The following is a 17902-nucleotide window of genomic DNA, read 5'->3' on the forward strand; positions in this document are numbered from 1 at the left end:
GATTGCGTTGCATGCCGGCATGAACAAACAGAGTACCCGTTTGCCTGCCCGACGGGATTTTCTCCGGGGCGCCCGCGTGCAGCGCAATGCACCTGAACCCTTCATGAAAAACGGCCGGCGCGCATTCACGCTGCCGGCCGTTGTCCCGCTACCGCATTACTGCTGCGGCGTCGGCTCGCCTTGCGGCGCACCATTCGCCGCGTCGTTCAGCAACGCCTTGGCCGACAAACGCACGCGGCCCTTTTCGTCCGTCTGGATGACCTTGACCTTCACCTGCTGGCCGTCTTTCAGGTAGTCGTTGATGTCCTTGATACGCTCGTTGGCGATTTCGGAGATGTGCAGCAGACCGTCCTTGCCCGGCAGGATGTTCACGATCGCGCCGAAATCGAGCAGCTTGAGCACGGTGCCTTCGTACACCTGGCCCACTTCGACTTCCAGCGTGATGTTCTCGATACGCTTCTTCGCTTCGGCCATGCCTTCGCTGCTCGTGCTGGCGATGGTGACGACGCCGTCGTCCGAAATATCGATCGTCGTGCCGGTTTCTTCGGTCAGCGCGCGGATTACCGAACCACCCTTGCCGATCACGTCGCGGATCTTTTCCGGATTGATCTTGATGGTGATCATGCGCGGTGCGTAGTCCGACAGCACCGTGTTCGCGCCCGACACCGCCGAGGTCATCTTGCCGAGGATATGCAGACGGCCTTCCTTCGCTTGCGCGAGGGCGACCTGCATGATTTCCTTGGTGATGCCCTGGATCTTGATGTCCATTTGCAGCGCGGTCACGCCTTGTTCCGTGCCCGCCACCTTGAAGTCCATGTCGCCGAGGTGATCTTCGTCGCCGAGGATGTCGGTCAGCACGGCAAACTTGTTGCCTTCCAGGATCAGGCCCATCGCGATGCCGGCGACGTGCGCCTTCATCGGCACGCCGGCGTCCATCAGCGCGAGGCAGCCGCCGCACACCGAAGCCATCGACGAGGAACCGTTCGATTCCGTGATTTCCGACACGACGCGAATCGAGTAGCCGAATTCGTCGGCGCTCGGCAGGCACGCAGCCAGCGCGCGCTTGGCCAGGCGGCCGTGACCGATTTCACGGCGCTTCGGCGAACCGACGCGGCCCGTTTCGCCGGTCGCGAACGGAGGCATGTTGTAGTGGAGCATGAAGCGTTCGCGGTACTCGCCTTCGAGCGCGTCGATATTCTGCTCGTCGCCCTTCGTGCCCAACGTGGCCACCACCAGCGCTTGCGTTTCGCCGCGCGTGAACAGTGCCGAACCGTGCGTACGCGGCAGCACGCCGGTACGGATTTCGATCGGGCGCACGGTACGCGTGTCGCGGCCGTCGATACGCGGCTCGCCGTTCAGGATCTGCGTACGGACGATCTTCGCTTCGATATCGAACAGCACGTTGCCGACGGTTGCCTTGTCGGCCGCCACCGTGCCGCCTGCTGCCGCGTCTTCTTCCAGCTTCGCCGACGTGGCTGCGTAGATTTCCTTCAGCTTGGCCGAACGGGCCTGCTTGTCGCGCAACTGGTAAGCGGCGAGCAGGTCGGCTTGCGCCAATTCCGTTACGCGTGCGATCAGCGGCTCGTTCTTCGCTGCCGGCTTCCAGTCCCATTCCGGCTTGCCGCCTTCGCGAACCAGATCGTGGATCGCGTCGATCGCGATCTGCATTTGCTCATGACCGAACACCACGCCGCCGAGCATCACTTCTTCGCTCAGTTGCTGCGCTTCCGATTCCACCATCAGCACCGCGCGTTCCGTACCGGCGACGATCAGGTCGAGCGCCGATTCCTTCATTTGCGGACGCGTCGGGTTCAACACGTATTCGTTGTTGATGTAGGCCACGCGTGCTGCGCCGACCGGGCCGTTGAACGGCAGACCGGACACGGCCAGCGCCGCCGACGCGCCGATCAGCGCGGGAATGTCAGCGGGGATTTCCGGGTTCAGCGACAGGACGTGGATCACGACCTGGACTTCGTTGTAGAAGCCTTCCGGGAACAGCGGACGCAACGGACGGTCGATCAGGCGCGAGATCAGCGTTTCGCCTTCCGACGGACGGCCTTCGCGACGGAAGAAGCCACCCGGAATCTTGCCGGCGGCGTAGGTCTTTTCGAGGTAGTCGACGGTCAGCGGAAAAAAGTCCTGACCCGGCTTGGCCGTCTTGGCGCCCACCACGGTGGCCAACACCACGGTATCTTCGACGTCGACGATTACGGCACCGCTCGCCTGGCGAGCGATTTCGCCGGTTTCGAGGCGAACTTTATGTTGTCCCCACTGAAATTCTTTGACGATCTTATTGAACATAGTCATTGCTTTTCCTCTTCGTAATGCCGCGCGAACCAGAAGCGGCGCGGCAACGCCAGGACCGGCGCCGCATGGGAAGAGTAGTGTTATGCCATTCCAGAGAACCACGCTTTACGTTGAGTACGCGCGCGAACCGCTGGAATGACACAAAGCTCCGCCCCTGAAGCCCGGCCATGAATCTCTTTTTTACTGCCTGCTCTACTGCTTTACTGCTGCTTCCTGCTCCCGCCGCATGAACCGGCACGCCACTGCGGAGAACAGCCGGCGCGCATCACATGAAGCGCACCGTGCAAAAACAAAATGCCTGTATCAGTGGAACTGACACAGGCATCTTGCTGAACGACTGGCCGATTACTTACGCAGACCCAGCTTCTCGATCAGTGCGCGGTAACGATCCGCGTCCTTACCCTTCAGGTAGTCGAGCAGCTTACGACGGCGGCTCACCATGCGCAGCAGACCGCGGCGGCTGTGGTGGTCTTTCGAGTGGGCCTTGAAGTGAACGGTCAGTTCGTTGATACGGGTCGTGAGCAGCGCGACCTGAACTTCGGGGGAGCCGGTGTCGTTAGCTGCGCGTGCGAATTGCGCGACGACTTCGGACTTCTTGCTTGTTTCAACTGCGGACATGTCGATTTCCTTAAGAACTAGACAGGCGGTCACGGAAGAAAGGCCGTGCCGTGGGTTACCCGTGTGCTCACATGCCTTGGATAAAGGCCTGCCTCACAACGGGACGCGTATTGTAGCACAGCCCATTCCGGCCGCGAACCCCGCTGGATCGGGCGATGGCGCGCGCCTCGCCGGCGTCATGGCCGCTTCATCCTGCAGACGGTCGGCAAGACGGTGCGCTCGGGCGGCAACGCCAGCACCGTGCGAAAGCCGTAGCCGGAGCCTTCGTTATCGAAATGCACGCCCGGCGTACCGGCTTTGTCCATTTCCATCACGTAAAGGGGCTGGATAAGTTGATGGTCGTCGGCGCGCATCCACGAGGCGTGAAAGCCATTGTCGAATTTGATCCCTTCGAGGGCTCGCGCCACCGCAGTCGGGTCGGCGCTGCCGGCGCGGGACATCGCCGCGGCCAGGGTTTCGATCATCAGCGGCATGCGCAGCACCGGATAATCGTCCTGCGCGGCCCGGAAGCGGGCCCGGAAGGCGGCGTACCACGCGTCGGAAGCCGCTCCGCCGGCATTCGGATGCCAGTCGGCCACGGCGACCACGTGGCCCACGCCGGCGTCGCCCAGAGCGGCGGGCGCCCCCAGGCTGTTGCCGTAGAACGTGTAGAACTTCGTGTCCAGCCCCTGCTCGCGCGCGGCCTTGACGAGCAGCGTCAGGTCGTTGCCCCAGTTGCCCGTGATCACGGCGTCCGCCCCGCTCGCGCGGATCTTCGCGACGTACGGCGCGAAGTCCTTCACGCGGCCGATCGGATGAAATTCGTCGCCGACCACCGCGATGTCCGGCCGCTTCACCGCCAGCGCCGAACGCGCGAGGCTGCTCACATCGTGGCCGAAGCTGTAATCCTGGTTCAGCAGATAGACCTTCTTCACCGCCTTGTCGCGCTGGATCACGTCGGCCAGCGCGTCCATGCGCATGCCCGCGTGAGCGTCGAAACGGAAATGCCAGAAGCTGCAGTTGGCGTTGGTGAGGGCGGGGTCGTCGGCGGAATAGTTGAGAAACAGTTCGCGGTTGCCCGGTTCGCGGCTGTTCTGCTTGTCGATCGCGCCGATCAGCGCGGCGGCGACCGCCGAGCTGTTGCCTTGCATGATGTAGCCGATATGGCGGTCGGCGGCCGCCCGCAGCTGCGTGAGCGCCTCTTCGGTGCCGCCCTTGCTGTCGAGCACGACCAGTTCGAACGGATGCGCACCGTCGGCAAGCTTTACGCCGCCATGCGCGTTCACCTGCTCGACACCGAAGCGCAGATTGCGCTCCACCGCCGCGCCTGCGTTGGCGAACGGGCCGGACATGCCTTCGATCAGCGCCAGTTGGATCGGCGCGCCGGTGGGTTTGCTCGCGGGCTTCGCTGCGGCGTTAGCTGGCGGTATTGCTGGGGCGTTAGCCGCTGGCTTCGCTACCGGACTAACTGCCGGACTGGCTGCCGGACTAGCTGCGGCGCCGGCCACGGGCTTAGCCGCCGGCTCGCCCGCCGCGTGCGCTGCCGCCGTCATCAAAATCGCCGCCAGCGCCGTCGCCGTCCGTTGCCACTTCGCCATCGTCATCGCCCCGCCTGATTGGTGAAAGCGCGGATCATAGGTCGTTCACGACGGAATAAGCAAGCCGGCGCAACCGTTACTGTCATTCCCGGCCGGCTCTTCACGAAGCGCAAATCTTTTACCGCAGCGCGTGTCAAAATAATGCGTCTCGATGATAAAAACCGCTACTCACACGCCATCGGAGGAATACATGTTCAACCGCCACCACGTCACGGCGGCCTCGATCGGAGCGCTGGCCGCAAGGCGCCTGCGCCGCGCGGCGCTCGTTTGCCTGAGCGCATTGGTGCTCGCCGGCTGCGTGCAGCCCTGGCAGCAATACCAGCAAGGCGCGGACGAATCGACCATCGTCGCGCGTCTCGGGCCGCCGCGCGAAAGCTACGACCTGCCGAACGGCGGCAAGCGGCTGATGTGGCCAACCCAGCCAATGGGCGAAACCACCACCGCGGCCGACATCGACGCATCCGGCAAGATCGTCAACGTGCGCCAGGTGCTGCAACCCAACGAGTTCTACCGCGCGGAAATCGGCAAATGGACCAAGAGCGACGTGCTGGTGAACTTCGGCCGCCCGGTCGAAACGGCATACTTTCCGTTGATGAAGCGCGAAGTCTGGACCTATCGCTATCTGGAAGACAACGTCTGGTACATGATGTACAGCTTTTATTTCGACGACCAGGGCATTGTGCGGCTCACGCAGAAAACGCCCGATCCGTTGCATGATCCGGATCGCCGCAGCCTGTTCTGAGCGAATCCAGGCCCGCAAGCCCTGCATCTACGAAGCCGCCTTCCCAGGCGGCTTTTTTTTATTTATTGCGCATGACAGCGAATTTTATTTCGTGCACAGCGGATTTATTTTTTGGTAGAAAGGCTTTCGTAATAATTGATTTGGAGCCGGCCTCTCATGAGGCCGCGCGAGCGTAGCCGTGAATTCGGCGCCGAATCAATGCGCCTTACTTACGGAGCCCTCTCGATGAACCGTCCCAAACGCCTCCTCGTCGCCAATGTCGCCTGGGCGCACGAAACCGCCGTGCGCAACCCCGCGTTTTTCCGCAATCTGGTGCGCGGGCAGAATCCTCACGTGCTCTGGATCGGCTGCTCGGACAGCCGCGTGCCCGCCGAGACCATCACGCATTGCGAGCCGGGCGACCTGTTCGTCCACCGCAACATCGCCAATCTCTTTCAGGCCGGCGACGACAACTCGGCGAGCGTCCTCGAATATGCGGTGAAGGTGCTGAAGGTCGGCCATGTGATCGTCTGCGGCCATTATGGATGCGGCGGCGTGCGCGCAGCCCTTCTGCCGCCCGAACCGGGCCTGCCGCACGTGAATCGGCGGATCGCGCCGCTGTGCGCACTCGCTAAAGCACATCACGAAGAACTGGATGGCCAAGCGAACGAGCGGCAGCGTATCGACCGCCTCGCCGAGCTGAACGTGCTCGAACAGGTACGCGGGTTACGCGCGCACCCTATCGTGCGGGACGCCGATCCGGCGCCGCTCGTGCACGGCTGGATCTTCGCGCTCGAAGACGGCCGCATCAAAGTCCTCACGTCCGGCTACGAAGCCGACGACGCGATGACCTGCACGACCGCCGCCCACAGCGCCGCTTAACGCGGCACCTCTTGCGACTCCGGAGCGGTTCAGCTTTCGCCGCGTACCAGGCCTCACTCTTTACTGCACCGACACCATGAACCTTCGAGCTTTTTTCTCCACGTTTCAGCGCGACCTGCTAGCGGGCACGGTCGTTTTTCTGGTGGCGCTGCCGCTTTGTCTGGGCATCGCCAATGCATCGGGCGTCGAACCTTTTGCCGGGCTCGTCTCGGGCATTGTCGGCGGGCTCGTGGTGGCCGTGCTGAGCGGCTCGCGCCTGAGCGTGAGCGGTCCGGCGGCGGGCCTCGTCGTGATTGTGATCGACGGGATCGCGCAACTCGGCAGTTTCTCCGCCTTCCTGCTGGCGGTGCTGCTATCCGGCGCGATCCAGTTCGGTTTCGGCATGCTCAAAGCCGGCCGCTTCGCCGCCTACGTGCCCTCGCCGGTGATCAAGGGCATGCTCGCGGCTATCGGCGTGTTGCTGATCGTCAAGCAGTTCCCGCTCGCGCTCGGGCTGTCCGGCACGGACGCGGCGGCCGCCGCGCAATCCGTTGCGCATGCCGCCGGCTCGATTAGCACACCGTTCGGTTCGATTTCGCTGGCGGCCTGCGTGATCACGTTGCTGTCGCTGGCGATTCTGGTCGGTTGGGAAACGCGTGCACTACGCCGCTTCGTGCTGGTGCGTCGCGTACCGGCACCGCTTGCGGTCGTCCTGCTCGGGATCGGCGCGACGTTGCTGCTCAGCGTACTGGCGCCGTCGCTCGCGCCACCCGCAGAACATCGGGTCGCCCTGCCGCCGCTCGAATCGTTCGCCGCGTTGCAACTCGCGCTCGAGTGGGCTGACTTCGGGCCGCACTTCGCACAACTCGTCAATCCGGATGTCTGGCGCGTGGCCATCACGCTGGCGATCGTCGCAAGCCTTGAAACACTGCTGAGCCTCGAAGCGGTCGAGCAGATCGATCCCGAACGACGCGCCGCGCCGCCGGATCGCGAACTGAAGGCACAAGGCGTGGGCAATCTGATTGCCGGTGCGATCGGCGGACTGCCCATCACGTCGGTGATCGTGCGCAGCTCGGCCAATGTACATGCGGGTGCGCAGAGCCGGCTCTCGGCGATCATTCACGGCGTGCTGCTGCTCGTCAGCGTGTTCGCGCTCACCAGCGTCATCAACCTGATTCCGCTTGCCTGCCTCGCGGCGATCCTGATCTTCACCGGGCTGAAGCTCGCCAAGCCGTCGCTGTTCGTCGCCGTGGCGAAACAGGGCTTCGCGCCGTTCGCACCGTTTATCGTCACCCTGGTCGGCGTGCTCGCCACCGATCTGCTGATCGGCATCGTGCTCGGCACTCTGTGCAGCGTGCTGCTCGCGCTGTATGCGAATCTGCGTAGCCCGATCGTGCTCGCGCAACACGGCGATCACTATCTGCTGTCGTTTCGCAAGGACGTGTCGTTTCTCGGCAAAGTGCCGCTCAAGCACTACCTGCAGCAGATTCCCGACGGCGCCACCCTGATCGTCGATGCGACGCGCGCCGATTTCGTCGACCACGACGTGCGCGACCTGCTCGATACGTTCGTGGCGGACGCGCCGGGCCGCGGCATTGCCGTCGAAGTGCGGCATCAGGTTCAGGCACAGGCGCGCGCATCACGCGGCTGGTCGATGCGGCGCACGGCGACAGAGTGACGCCTCAATGCAAAAGCCCCATGCCATTCAAGACACGGGGCTTTTGCGACTCCTGTGACGGACAGGCAGCCGCGCCGTCTGCGCGCTGCCTTTGCCTCGCTCACTCCGAACGTTGCGGATTCAACTTGTTCACGTTCGAATACAGCTTGTTGAGCGCGGAGATATACGCCTTCGCGGAAGCCGCGACGATATCCGGATCGGTGCCCACGCCGTTGACGATGCGCCCGCTCTTCGACAAACGCACGGTCACTTCGCCTTGCGCCTGGGTGCCGGTGGTGATCGCGTTCACCGAGTACAGCAGCAATTCCGAACCGCTGCCCACTTCCGTTTCGATCGCGTTCAGCGTGGCGTCGACCGGGCCGTTGCCGCGCGCTTCGCCGGTCACTTCCTTGCCTTCCACGGAGAACACGATCTTCGCATGCGGCTGCTCGCCGGTTTCCGAATGTTGCGACAGCGAGAGGAACTTGTAGTGCTCTTTTTCCTGCGCCTCGGCGGATTCTTCCGTGACGATCGCGATGATGTCTTCGTCGAAGATTTCCGACTTGCGGTCGGCCAGTTCCTTGAAGCGCGCGAACGCCGTGTTCAACTCGCCTTCGCTATCCAGCGCGATACCCAGTTCCTGCAGACGCTGCTTGAACGCGTTACGTCCTGACAGCTTGCCGAGCACGATCTTGTTCGCGCTCCAGCCCACGTCTTCGGCACGCATGATTTCGTAGGTATCGCGCGCCTTCAGCACACCGTCCTGGTGGATGCCCGAAGCATGCGCGAACGCGTTCGCACCGACCACCGCCTTGTTCGGCTGGACGACGAAACCGGTGATCTGCGACACCAGCTTCGAAGCCGGCACGATCTGCGTGGTATCGAGACCGATATCGAGCCCGAAGTAATCCCTGCGGGTCTTCACGGCCATGACGATTTCTTCGAGCGACGTGTTGCCCGCGCGCTCACCGAGACCGTTGATCGTGCACTCGACCTGGCGCGCACCGCCGATCTGCACGCCGGCCAGCGAATTCGCCACCGCCATGCCGAGGTCGTTGTGGCAATGCACCGAGAACACGGCTTTATGCGAGTTCGGAATGCGCTCGCGCAGCGTTTTCACGAGCTGACCGTACAACTCCGGCACGCCGTAGCCGACCGTATCCGCGATATTGATGGTGGTCGCGCCTTCGGCAATCACGGCTTCCAGCACGCGGCACAGAAAGTCCATATCCGAGCGGCTGCCGTCTTCCGGCGAAAACTCGACGTCGTCGGTGAATTTGCGGGCGAAACGCACTGCCAGCTTTGCCTGCTCGAACACCTGATCCGGCGTCATGCGCAGCTTCTTTTCCATGTGCAACGGCGAAGTTGCGATGAACGTATGGATGCGGAAGTGATCGGCTGGTTTGAGCGCGTCGGCCGCGCGCTGAATGTCCTTGTCGTTCGCGCGGGCCAGTGAACAGATCGTGCTGTCCTTGATCAGCCCGGCGATCGTATGGATCGAATCGAAGTCGCCGTTCGAGCTTGCCGCGAAGCCTGCTTCGATCACGTCCACCTTCATCCGTTCGAGCTGCTTCGCGATACGGATTTTTTCTTCTTTCGTCATCGACGCGCCGGGCGATTGTTCGCCGTCTCGCAACGTGGTGTCGAATATGATCAGTTTGTCGGACATGTCGAGTCTCCTGCGGAGTCGTTCAATTGTGGGGATGGGATATTGGAATTCGGTTGTCTGCGCTAGCGCTGGCAATACTCGATCACAGACGAGGCAGACGGAGGGCAAAAACGATCAACGTGACGAAAGCGCGACGATCAGCGCAGCGGGCACTCCTGCATTGGCATGTTCAGCGGCGCACCGGCCTAGGGAAGCTCATGGCGCGGCTCGACAAGGAACGTGAACGCATTCATCCAACGACTATAGCGGCATTCCCGCCGCCATGCAATTGGCGCCGGACCTGCCTGCCGGCGCCGTCGGACGGGCCCGGCAAACGAAAAACGGCAGCCAGAAGCCGCCGTTTTCTCATGTGGTTCAACAGCTCGCGCAAGCGAACGATTATCTGTCGCGCGCCACCGACCGAGCCGGATTGGCCCTGCCCCGCAACGCCTGATAACCCCAGAACACGTAGCCGGACAGGCCGTAAAGCACGAACAGGCCGAACAGCATCAGCGGCGGATCGGAGGACACCAGCACGAACGCAACCACCACCAGCAGGATCACGCCGAATGGCACGCGATGCCGCACGTCGAGCGCCTTGCCGCTATAGAACGGCGCGTTCGACACCATCGTCACGCCGGCGTAGATGGTCAGCACGAAGGCAACCCAGGGCAGCCAGACGAGCTTGAGCGGCACGCGGTTGTCCGTGGCGAGCCACACGAAACCGGCGATCAGCGCAGCCGCGGCCGGGCTCGGCATGCCCTGGAAGAAACGCTTGTCGACCACGCCGATGTTCGTGTTGAAACGCGCGAGACGCAATGCCGCACCCGAACAGTAGACGAACGCTGCGAGCCAGCCCCAGCGGCCGAGATCCTTCAGTATCCACTCGTACATCACGAGCGCCGGTGCCACGCCGAACGACACCATGTCCGACAGGCTGTCGAACTGCTCGCCGAACGCGCTTTGCGTGTGCGTCATGCGGGCGACGCGGCCGTCCATGCCGTCGAGCACCATTGCCACGAAGATCGCGATGGCCGCGACCTCGAAGCGCACATTCATGGCCTGCACCACGGCAAAGAAGCCGCAGAACAGCGCCGCCGTGGTGAAGGCATTCGGCAGCAGATAGATGCCGCGCTTTCTCAGGAACTGCTGGCGCTGCGCGCGCCGGCTGTCGACCGCCGCCTCCGTCACCATCGGCTTGTTACGGCGGAACGGACGCGGCAGCGGTCCGCTGTTACGGGGTCGACGCGGTTTGAATGCGGCCATTCGGAAAACCTCCTTGGTGCCGCTTTATAGTTCAGCGAGGATCGTGGACGACGCGGAAACCTTCTCGCCGATCGACACACGCGGACGGCTGCCCACCGGCAGATACACGTCGACGCGCGAACCGAAGCGGATAAATCCGTAACGTTGGCCACGGGTGAGCGGCTCACCTGCCCGTACGTAGCAAAGAATGCGCCGCGCGATCAAACCGGCGATCTGCACCGAAGTCACAGTCTGGCCGCCGGCCATTTCGATCACGATCGCATTGCGTTCGTTTTCGGTGGAAGCCTTGTCCACTGCGGCATTCAGATACGCGCCCGGGAAATATTCGACCTTGGAGATCGCGCCATCCACCGGCGAGCGTTGCGAGTGGACGTTGAAGACGTTCATGAACACGCTGATCTTCAGCGCTTCACGATTGGCATACGGATCGTGCGCGGTTTCGACTGCGACGATACGGCCGTCGGCCGGGCACAGCACGGCATTTGCCTGAGTGGGGATCGGGCGTGCCGGGTCGCGGAAGAACTGCACGACGAAAATCAGCAGCAGCCAGAACAGCCATGAAACGCCGAACCCCGCGAAGAAGTGAATCAGTAATGCAACGACGGCCGCGATGGCGATGAACGGCCAGCCTTCTCGCGCGATGATCGGATGAGGGTAATTCATGAATGGCTTCTGTGTTTTTGTAAAACCGTAGGATAGCAAAAGCCGCCCAGGGTTCAGCACCCTTGGACGGCTTTTTGATTTGTCCGGCTGTTGCGGCACAGCGCCGCGCCGGACCTAACCCAAGACTAGCTTAGTTCTTCGACTGATCGACCAGCTTGTTTTTCGCGATCCACGGCATCATGGCGCGCAGCTTCGAACCGACCTGTTCGATCTGATGTTCGGCCGTCAGACGGCGGCGCGATTGCAGCGTCGGCGCGCCGGCCTTGTTTTCGAGGATGAAGCTCTTCGCGTACTCGCCCGTTTGAATGTCGGTCAGCACAGCCTTCATCGCCTTCTTCGTTTCAGCCGTCACGATACGCGGACCCGTCACGTACTCGCCGTATTCGGCGTTGTTCGAGATCGAGTAGTTCATGTTCGCGATGCCGCCTTCGTAGATCAGGTCGACGATCAGCTTCAGTTCATGCAGGCATTCGAAGTACGCCATTTCCGGCGCGTAGCCCGCTTCCACCAGCGTTTCGAAGCCGGCCTTGATCAGGTCGACCGTACCGCCGCACAGCACGGCCTGTTCGCCGAACAGGTCGGTTTCCGTTTCTTCGCGGAAGTTGGTTTCGATGATGCCGGCACGGCCGCCGCCGTTCGCCGCAGCGTACGAGAGAGCGATGTCACGCGCTGCGCCCGACTTGTCCTGCGCGACAGCGATCAGGTGGGGCACGCCGCCGCCTTGCGAGTAGGTGCCGCGAACCGTGTGGCCCGGCGCCTTCGGCGCGATCATGATCACGTCGAGGTCGGCACGCGGAATCACCTGGCCGTAATGCACGTTGAAGCCGTGTGCGAAAGCGAGCGCCGCGCCTTGCTTGATGTTGGCGTGCACTTCCTTCGCATAGACTTCGGCGATCTGCTCGTCCGGCAGCAGCATCATGACCACATCTGCGCCCTTGACGGCTTCCGCCACTTCCTTGACCTGCAGGCCGGCGTTCTCAGCCTTGCTCCACGATGCGCCGCCCTTGCGCAGACCGACGGTGATGTTCACGCCGCTTTCCTTCAGGTTCAGCGCGTGCGCATGGCCTTGCGAGCCATAGCCGATGATGGTGACTTGCTTGCCCTTGATGAGGGAGAGGTCGGCGTCCTTGTCGTAGAAAACTTTCATGTCGGTTCCTTGGCTAAATTCGATGATTCAGTGAGATTCAGATACTGCATATAGTTGTTGCTGGACCGGGTTCGTGCAGCCACTGCCCGGTCTGGATCGAGACGAGTTGAACGCTCGCGCGTCACACCTTCAGAATGCGCTCGCCGCGCCCGATACCCGAACTGCCCGTGCGGACCGTTTCGAGAATCGCGGTGGCGTCGAGCCCTTCGATAAAGGCATCGAGCTTGTCGCTCGCGCCCGTCAGTTCGATCGTGTAGGTCTTTTCGGTGACGTCGATGATGCGGCCGCGGAAAATATCCGACATCCGCTTCATCTCCTCACGTTCCTTGCCGACCGCCCTCACCTTGATCAACATCAGCTCGCGCTCGATGTGGGCGCCCTCGGTAAGGTCGACCACTTTCACCACCTCGATCAGGCGGTTCAGATGCTTCGTGATCTGTTCGATCACGTCGTCCGAGCCAATGGAGACGATGGTCATGCGCGACAGCGAACGGTCTTCGGTCGGAGCCACCGTCAAGGTTTCAATGTTGTAGCCGCGTGCCGAGAAGAGACCAACCACGCGTGATAACGCGCCCGGTTCGTTTTCCAGCAGGACGGAAATGATGTGTCTCATGATTCGCTTCTTCCAGATGTTTTGTCGATGTCTGCGAACGGTTTGCGCCGCTTCGTCCGCTGGTCGCCTTTCATGAAGGCGCGCAGGACGAAGCCAACGCTGCGCTCAGGTGAATGAACCCAAGCGCGCCGTCGTTATAGATCTTCCGAACCCATGAGCATCTCGGTGATGCCCTTGCCGGCCTGAACCATCGGCCAGACGTTTTCGGTCGGATCGGTCTGGAAATCGAGAAGCACCGTGCGATCTTTCAGGCGCAGCGCTTCCTTCAGCGCCGGTTCGACGTCGGCCGTGCGTTCGATACGCATGCCGACGTGGCCGTACGCTTCGGCGAGCTTCACGAAATCCGGCAGCGCATCCATGTACGAATGCGAATAGCGCTTGCTGTATTCGATCTGCTGCCACTGGCGCACCATGCCCAGATAGCGGTTGTTCAGCGAAATGATCTTCACCGGAGTCTCGTACTGCTTGCAGGTGGAGAGCTCCTGGATACACATCTGGATCGAGCCTTCGCCCGTGATACAGAGCACGTCGTCGTCCGGGTGCGCCATCTTCACGCCCATCGCCGCCGGCAGGCCGAAGCCCATCGTGCCGAGACCACCGGAGTTGATCCAGCGGCGCGGCTTGTTGAAGCGATAGAACTGGGCCGCCCACATCTGGTGCTGGCCGACGTCGGAACACACGAAGGCATTGCCGTCGGTCAGTTCCCATGCCTTTTCCACCACGTACTGCGGCTTGATGATGTCGCTCTTGCGGTCGAACTTGAGGCAGTCTTTCGCGCGCCAGGCTTCGATGTCCTTCCACCAATCGGCGAGCGCCGCGGTGTCCGGGCCATGCTCGGCCGTTTGCAGCTGCTCGATCAGCTCCTTCAGCACTTCCTTCACGTCGCCGACGATCGGAATGTCGACCTTGACGCGCTTGGAGATGGAGGACGGATCGATGTCGATATGGATGATCTTGCGCGGACGCGACGCGAAGTGCGCCGGGTCGCCGATCACACGGTCGTCGAAACGCGCGCCGATCGCGATCAGCACGTCGCAGTGCTGCATCGCCATGTTGGCTTCGTACGTGCCGTGCATGCCGAGCATGCCGAGGAATTTCTTGTCGCTCGCGCGGTAGCCGCCCAGACCCATCAACGTATTGGTGACCGGGTAGCCGAGCAGGTCGGCGAACTGGTTCAACTCACGCGATGCGTCCGCGAGAATGATGCCGCCGCCGGTATAGATGTACGGACGCTTGGCCGACAGCAACAGCGCGACCGCTTTGCGGATCTGGCCGGAGTGGCCCTTCGTGACCGGGTTGTACGAGCGCAGCGACACGCTCTTGAGCGGTTCGTACTGGCAAGGCGCCTTCGACACGTCTTTCGGAATGTCGATCAGCACCGGGCCGGGACGGCCGGTACGGGCAATGTAGAAGGCTTTCTTGACGGTGGCGGCGAGGTCGCGCACGTCCTTCACGAGGAAGTTGTGCTTCACGCAAGGGCGTGTGATACCGACCGTGTCGCATTCCTGGAACGCATCCTGGCCGATCGCGGCAGTCGGCACCTGGCCGCTGATCACCACCATCGGAATCGAATCCATGTAGGCGGTGGCGATGCCGGTCACCGCATTGGTGACGCCGGGGCCGGAGGTCACGAGGCACACACCGACCTTGCCGGTGGAACGCGCGTAGGCGTCGGCGGCGTGGACCGCGGCCTGCTCGTGACGCACGAGGATGTGCTGGAATTTGTCCTGCTTGTACAGCTCGTCGTAAATGTAGAGTACCGAGCCGCCGGGATAGCCCCAGACAAACTCGACCTCTTCGTCGGCCAGTGCTTTCATAAGCACGGTGGCGCCGATAGAGTCAGCTTCGGGATGAGGGGTCGTATCCGACGTGGAGAATTCCGCGCTGGGCATATTCATTTATTCACCTTTCGAATTTTCGGCAAAAAATTGATCGGGTGCTCTCTGCCGGGCTTGTGGCTCGGGTTCAAGCGGCGCGTCCAGTTGACAGGTGAGCTTCTTGGGCCACACCTCAATGAGACAAGTCACTTATGTTGCGAACCAGCGACGATATCTGCAGACGCCCGCGCGGTCAAGCAAATATTGCCTGGGCGCGCTGCGCCGGACTCGCGATATTGACCGGAAGGCTGTTATCGAGATGCAAGGTGAATCACGTTTCGCCCGCGCGGCGCAAAAGTTTGTTAGCATCCGCGAGTTTTACGACATTTTTCGACCGATTACGCGCACGCTCGCTGCGCCGACCCCCAAACGGATGGCATCAGACAAGGAACTCGCCGATTTTCTGGCGGGCGTCGAAAGGCGCGCATTCAAGCAGACGGTCTACGCCGTGCGGGACGACGACGCCTCGCTCGACATCGTGCAGGACGCGATGATCAAGCTCGCCGAAAAATACGGCGATCGTCCGGCCGCCGAACTTCCGCTCCTGTTTCAGCGTATTCTCCAGAATGCGATGCACGACTATTTCCGTCGTGCCAAAGTGCGCAATACTTGGGTTAGTCTGTTTTCCTCGCTCGGCAACGCCGACGACGACGAATTCGACCCCCTCGAAACATTCGAGGCACAGCAGGGCTCGGCGGGCGCCGAGAGCAACGAACAGAAACTCGAACGCGAACAGGTTCTGCAGTTAATCGACGACGAGATCCAAAAATTACCGGCACGTCAACGGGAGGCGTTTCTCATGCGTTATTGGGAAGATATGGATGTCGCCGAGACTGCCGCCGCAATGGGCTGCTCCGAAGGCAGTGTGAAAACGCACTGCTCGCGGGCCACCCACACGCTGGCGCAAGCGCTCAAGGCCAAAGGAATCACGCTATGAGCTCCCTCGAAACGAAAGAACTCGAGTTCGCCCGCCAGGTGCGCCGCGCGCTCGACGAAAACGCTGCCAATATTCCGTCTGCCGCCGTCGATCGGCTCGCCGCGGCGCGCCGTGCCGCGCTCGCCCGCAAGAAGCCCGAAACCGTGAGCGCGCCCGTGTTCGTGCCGGCCTTCGCCGCTGCGGGCATGTCCGCCGGCATGCCGCAGGTCGAACTGCCGCAGCGCCGCCGTTCGCCGCTGCGCCGCTTTGCCCTTGCGTGGCCGCTCGCCGCGCTGGTCGTCAGCCTCGTGGGCATTGCCTACTGGGAAGACCAGCAACGCACCGCCGAGCTCGCCGATATCGATGCCGCCATGCTAAGCGACGACCTGCCGCTCAATGCCTATCTCGACCACGGTTTCAACGCGTACCTTTCACGCGCCCACTGAGCGGGAGATTTTCCGGGTGAGTTACAAGCGCGGCCTGGCCGTTGTTTTCGGATGCACGATCGCGGCGCTGGTGTCGTTTGCCGCGACATATCCGCGCTTTTATCCGGGCCCGTCCGCTGTTAGCGCCCCCGTTGCGGGCGGCAACGCCACCGCCAAGGCGCCCGCGCCCACGCTCGCCGTCGAATTGCCCAGCCTGCCTGGCAGCAACAGCCCGATGGCGTGGTCGCACCTGACCGCGGCCGAGCATATCGCTCTCGCACCGTTCGAATCCCAATGGGATTCGTTTAGCGAAGAACGCAAGCGCAAATGGATCAAGATCGCGTCGCGTTATCCGAAGATGTCGCCGGATGCACAAAAACGCCTGCATGAACGCATGACCGAGTGGACCCGCATGACGCCCGATCAGCGGCGTGTCGCGCGCGAAAACTATCAGGTGTCGAAGGAATTGCCGCGCGAAACCCGTCAGAACGCGTGGAAGGCCTATCAGCAGTTGCCCGAAGAGCAGAAGGAGCGGCTCGCCGCCAGCGAGCGTAAGCGGCGGCCCAGCGTGGTCAGCGCGCCGCCCTCGGGCCGCACTGAGATCAAAGGGCTCGACCGCCTCGTCAATGCGCGTGAGCACGGCGCGAGCGGCGCCGCGGCGGCAAGCGCCGCGGTAGCCGCAGCCGCGTCGTTGCCGAGCCCGGCCGCCGCGCCGCCGGTGCCCGCCGCCGGCAGCTTCGTGCCCGCTACGCCACTGCCCGTTTCGCCGGCCGAAGCGCCGTCGATCTTCAACGGCTCCTGACCGGCGCCCGACTGTGTCCCAGCCGCTCACGACTCCGGCATCACCCGCTGATACGAGCGGCAGCGTGCCCACCGTCCGGCGGCGTCTCGCGGCGCTGCTCTACGAAGCGCTGATCCTGTTCGGCGTGGTGTTCGTCGCCGGCTATCTGTTCAGCACGCTAACGCAGCAACGCAATGGGTTGACTCATCACAACCTGCTGGCGGCATGGATCGGCGTGGTGGTCGGCGTGTATTTCGTCTGGTTCTGGACTCACAGCGGCCAGACCCTGCCGATGAAAACCTGGCGCCTGCGCGTCGTCGCCGCAAACGGCGCGCCGCTCTCCGCCGGCCGCGCCATCGCTCGCTACGTGCTTGCGTGGCTGTGGTTTCTGCCACCGCTCGCGCTGCATCCGCTGCTTGGGCTCACGCTGCCGCAAACCTTGCTGATCGCCGGCATCTGGTTCGTACTGTGGGCCGCCACCGGCCGGTTCGATCCGCTGCGCCAGTTCCTGCACGATCGCCTCGCCGGCACACGGGTCGTCAGCGTCTCGCGCTGAGCGGTCGGCTAGCCGGCCGATTATTCGCGCTCCTGTCGATCGACACCACATCGTGCGAGCCGCGCCAGCCGGCCTGTCGCGCGCTGAGTTCCGCCTCCCGCAATTCGCCGCGTCTTCCGCTTCATCGCTCATCGCACCGTGCTGCGTCTCCCGTTTCCCCGCCTCTCGCTCTCCACGCCTCTCCCGTTTCCCCGCCTCTCGCACCTCATCGTCCCGCATCCCACCCCACCGCCTCATCTCCCCCGCGCCGCGCAGTAATAAGAACTTCT

The 17902-nt window shown here is 62.7% G+C and carries 16 protein-coding genes; 7 read left to right on the plus strand and 9 right to left on the minus strand.

Going from position 1 to position 17902, the window contains the following annotated elements; all coding sequences use genetic code 11:
* Positions 1-156: 156 nt before the first annotated feature.
* The 3 genes from pnp to NE850_RS33605 all read right to left on the minus strand — a co-directional run bounded on the left by pnp (position 157) and on the right by NE850_RS33605 (position 4508).
* Positions 157-2307 (minus strand): polyribonucleotide nucleotidyltransferase, encoded by a 2151-nt coding sequence (gene pnp / locus NE850_RS33595; RefSeq protein WP_007175619.1) that lies wholly within the window; start codon positions 2305-2307, stop codon positions 157-159.
* A gap of 345 nt (positions 2308-2652) precedes the next feature.
* The gene (gene rpsO, locus NE850_RS33600) at positions 2653-2925 is read right to left on the minus strand and encodes a 30S ribosomal protein S15 (protein WP_007175620.1); all 273 of its coding nucleotides are present in this window, start codon (positions 2923-2925) and stop codon (positions 2653-2655) included.
* A 176-nt stretch (positions 2926-3101) separates the two neighbouring features.
* Positions 3102-4508, minus strand: a complete 1407-nt coding sequence (locus NE850_RS33605; RefSeq protein ID WP_007175621.1) for a branched-chain amino acid ABC transporter substrate-binding protein — start codon at positions 4506-4508, stop codon at positions 3102-3104.
* Positions 4509-4692: 184 nt separating this feature from the next.
* Here NE850_RS33605 and NE850_RS33610 point away from each other — a divergent pair, with 184 nt between their 5' ends.
* From NE850_RS33610 to NE850_RS33620, 3 genes are all read left to right on the plus strand, one after another.
* Positions 4693-5244, plus strand: a complete 552-nt coding sequence (locus NE850_RS33610; RefSeq protein WP_310699943.1) for a hypothetical protein — start codon at positions 4693-4695, stop codon at positions 5242-5244.
* 225 nt (positions 5245-5469) lie between these two features.
* Positions 5470-6105, plus strand: coding sequence for a carbonic anhydrase (locus tag NE850_RS33615; protein ID WP_035516324.1), 636 nt, complete (start codon positions 5470-5472; stop codon positions 6103-6105).
* Positions 6106-6181: 76 nt separating this feature from the next.
* The gene (locus NE850_RS33620) at positions 6182-7762 is read left to right on the plus strand and encodes a SulP family inorganic anion transporter (protein ID WP_007175624.1); all 1581 of its coding nucleotides are present in this window, start codon (positions 6182-6184) and stop codon (positions 7760-7762) included.
* 100 nt (positions 7763-7862) lie between these two features.
* Here NE850_RS33620 and NE850_RS33625 read toward each other — a convergent pair whose 3' ends face one another.
* The 6 genes from NE850_RS33625 to NE850_RS33650 form a co-directional block, all read right to left on the minus strand.
* Positions 7863-9410 (minus strand): 2-isopropylmalate synthase, encoded by a 1548-nt coding sequence (locus NE850_RS33625; RefSeq protein WP_007175625.1) that lies wholly within the window; start codon positions 9408-9410, stop codon positions 7863-7865.
* A gap of 378 nt (positions 9411-9788) precedes the next feature.
* The gene (pssA, locus tag NE850_RS33630; RefSeq protein ID WP_007175626.1) at positions 9789-10655 is read right to left on the minus strand and encodes a CDP-diacylglycerol--serine O-phosphatidyltransferase; all 867 of its coding nucleotides are present in this window, start codon (positions 10653-10655) and stop codon (positions 9789-9791) included.
* 24 nt (positions 10656-10679) lie between these two features.
* Complete coding sequence (locus NE850_RS33635; RefSeq protein ID WP_007175627.1) at positions 10680-11318, minus strand: phosphatidylserine decarboxylase; 639 nt, start codon at positions 11316-11318, stop codon at positions 10680-10682.
* Between the two features lie 130 nt (positions 11319-11448).
* Positions 11449-12465, minus strand: a complete 1017-nt coding sequence (ilvC, locus tag NE850_RS33640; RefSeq protein ID WP_007175628.1) for a ketol-acid reductoisomerase — start codon at positions 12463-12465, stop codon at positions 11449-11451.
* Positions 12466-12586: 121 nt separating this feature from the next.
* A complete protein-coding gene (gene ilvN, locus NE850_RS33645; RefSeq protein ID WP_007175629.1) occupies positions 12587-13078 on the minus strand; it encodes an acetolactate synthase small subunit in 492 nt (163 codons plus the stop codon).
* 134 nt (positions 13079-13212) lie between these two features.
* Positions 13213-14976 (minus strand): acetolactate synthase 3 catalytic subunit, encoded by a 1764-nt coding sequence (locus NE850_RS33650; protein WP_310699946.1) that lies wholly within the window; start codon positions 14974-14976, stop codon positions 13213-13215.
* Between the two features lie 352 nt (positions 14977-15328).
* On the opposite strand from NE850_RS33650, the gene NE850_RS33655 reads away from it, so the two are divergent.
* The 4 genes from NE850_RS33655 to NE850_RS33670 are packed head-to-tail and all read left to right on the plus strand — an operon-like array spanning position 15329 to position 17633.
* Entirely contained in the window at positions 15329-15892 is a 564-nt protein-coding gene (locus NE850_RS33655; protein WP_011487480.1) for an RNA polymerase sigma factor, read from the plus strand.
* Entirely contained in the window at positions 15889-16317 is a 429-nt protein-coding gene (locus NE850_RS33660; RefSeq protein WP_007175632.1) for a DUF3619 family protein, read from the plus strand. The genes NE850_RS33655 and NE850_RS33660 overlap by 4 nt, the downstream gene beginning before the upstream one ends.
* A gap of 16 nt (positions 16318-16333) precedes the next feature.
* Positions 16334-17098 (plus strand): DUF3106 domain-containing protein, encoded by a 765-nt coding sequence (locus NE850_RS33665; protein ID WP_007175633.1) that lies wholly within the window; start codon positions 16334-16336, stop codon positions 17096-17098.
* Positions 17099-17111: 13 nt separating this feature from the next.
* Positions 17112-17633 carry an RDD family protein gene (locus NE850_RS33670; protein WP_035516326.1) on the plus strand — a complete coding sequence of 174 codons (522 nt, stop codon included), beginning with the start codon at positions 17112-17114 and terminating at the stop codon, positions 17631-17633.
* Positions 17634-17902: the final 269 nt, after the last annotated feature.

This window comes from Paraburkholderia sp. USG1 (assembly GCF_031570135.1).
GTDB classification, from domain to species: Bacteria; Pseudomonadota; Gammaproteobacteria; order Burkholderiales; family Burkholderiaceae; genus Paraburkholderia; species Paraburkholderia dioscoreae.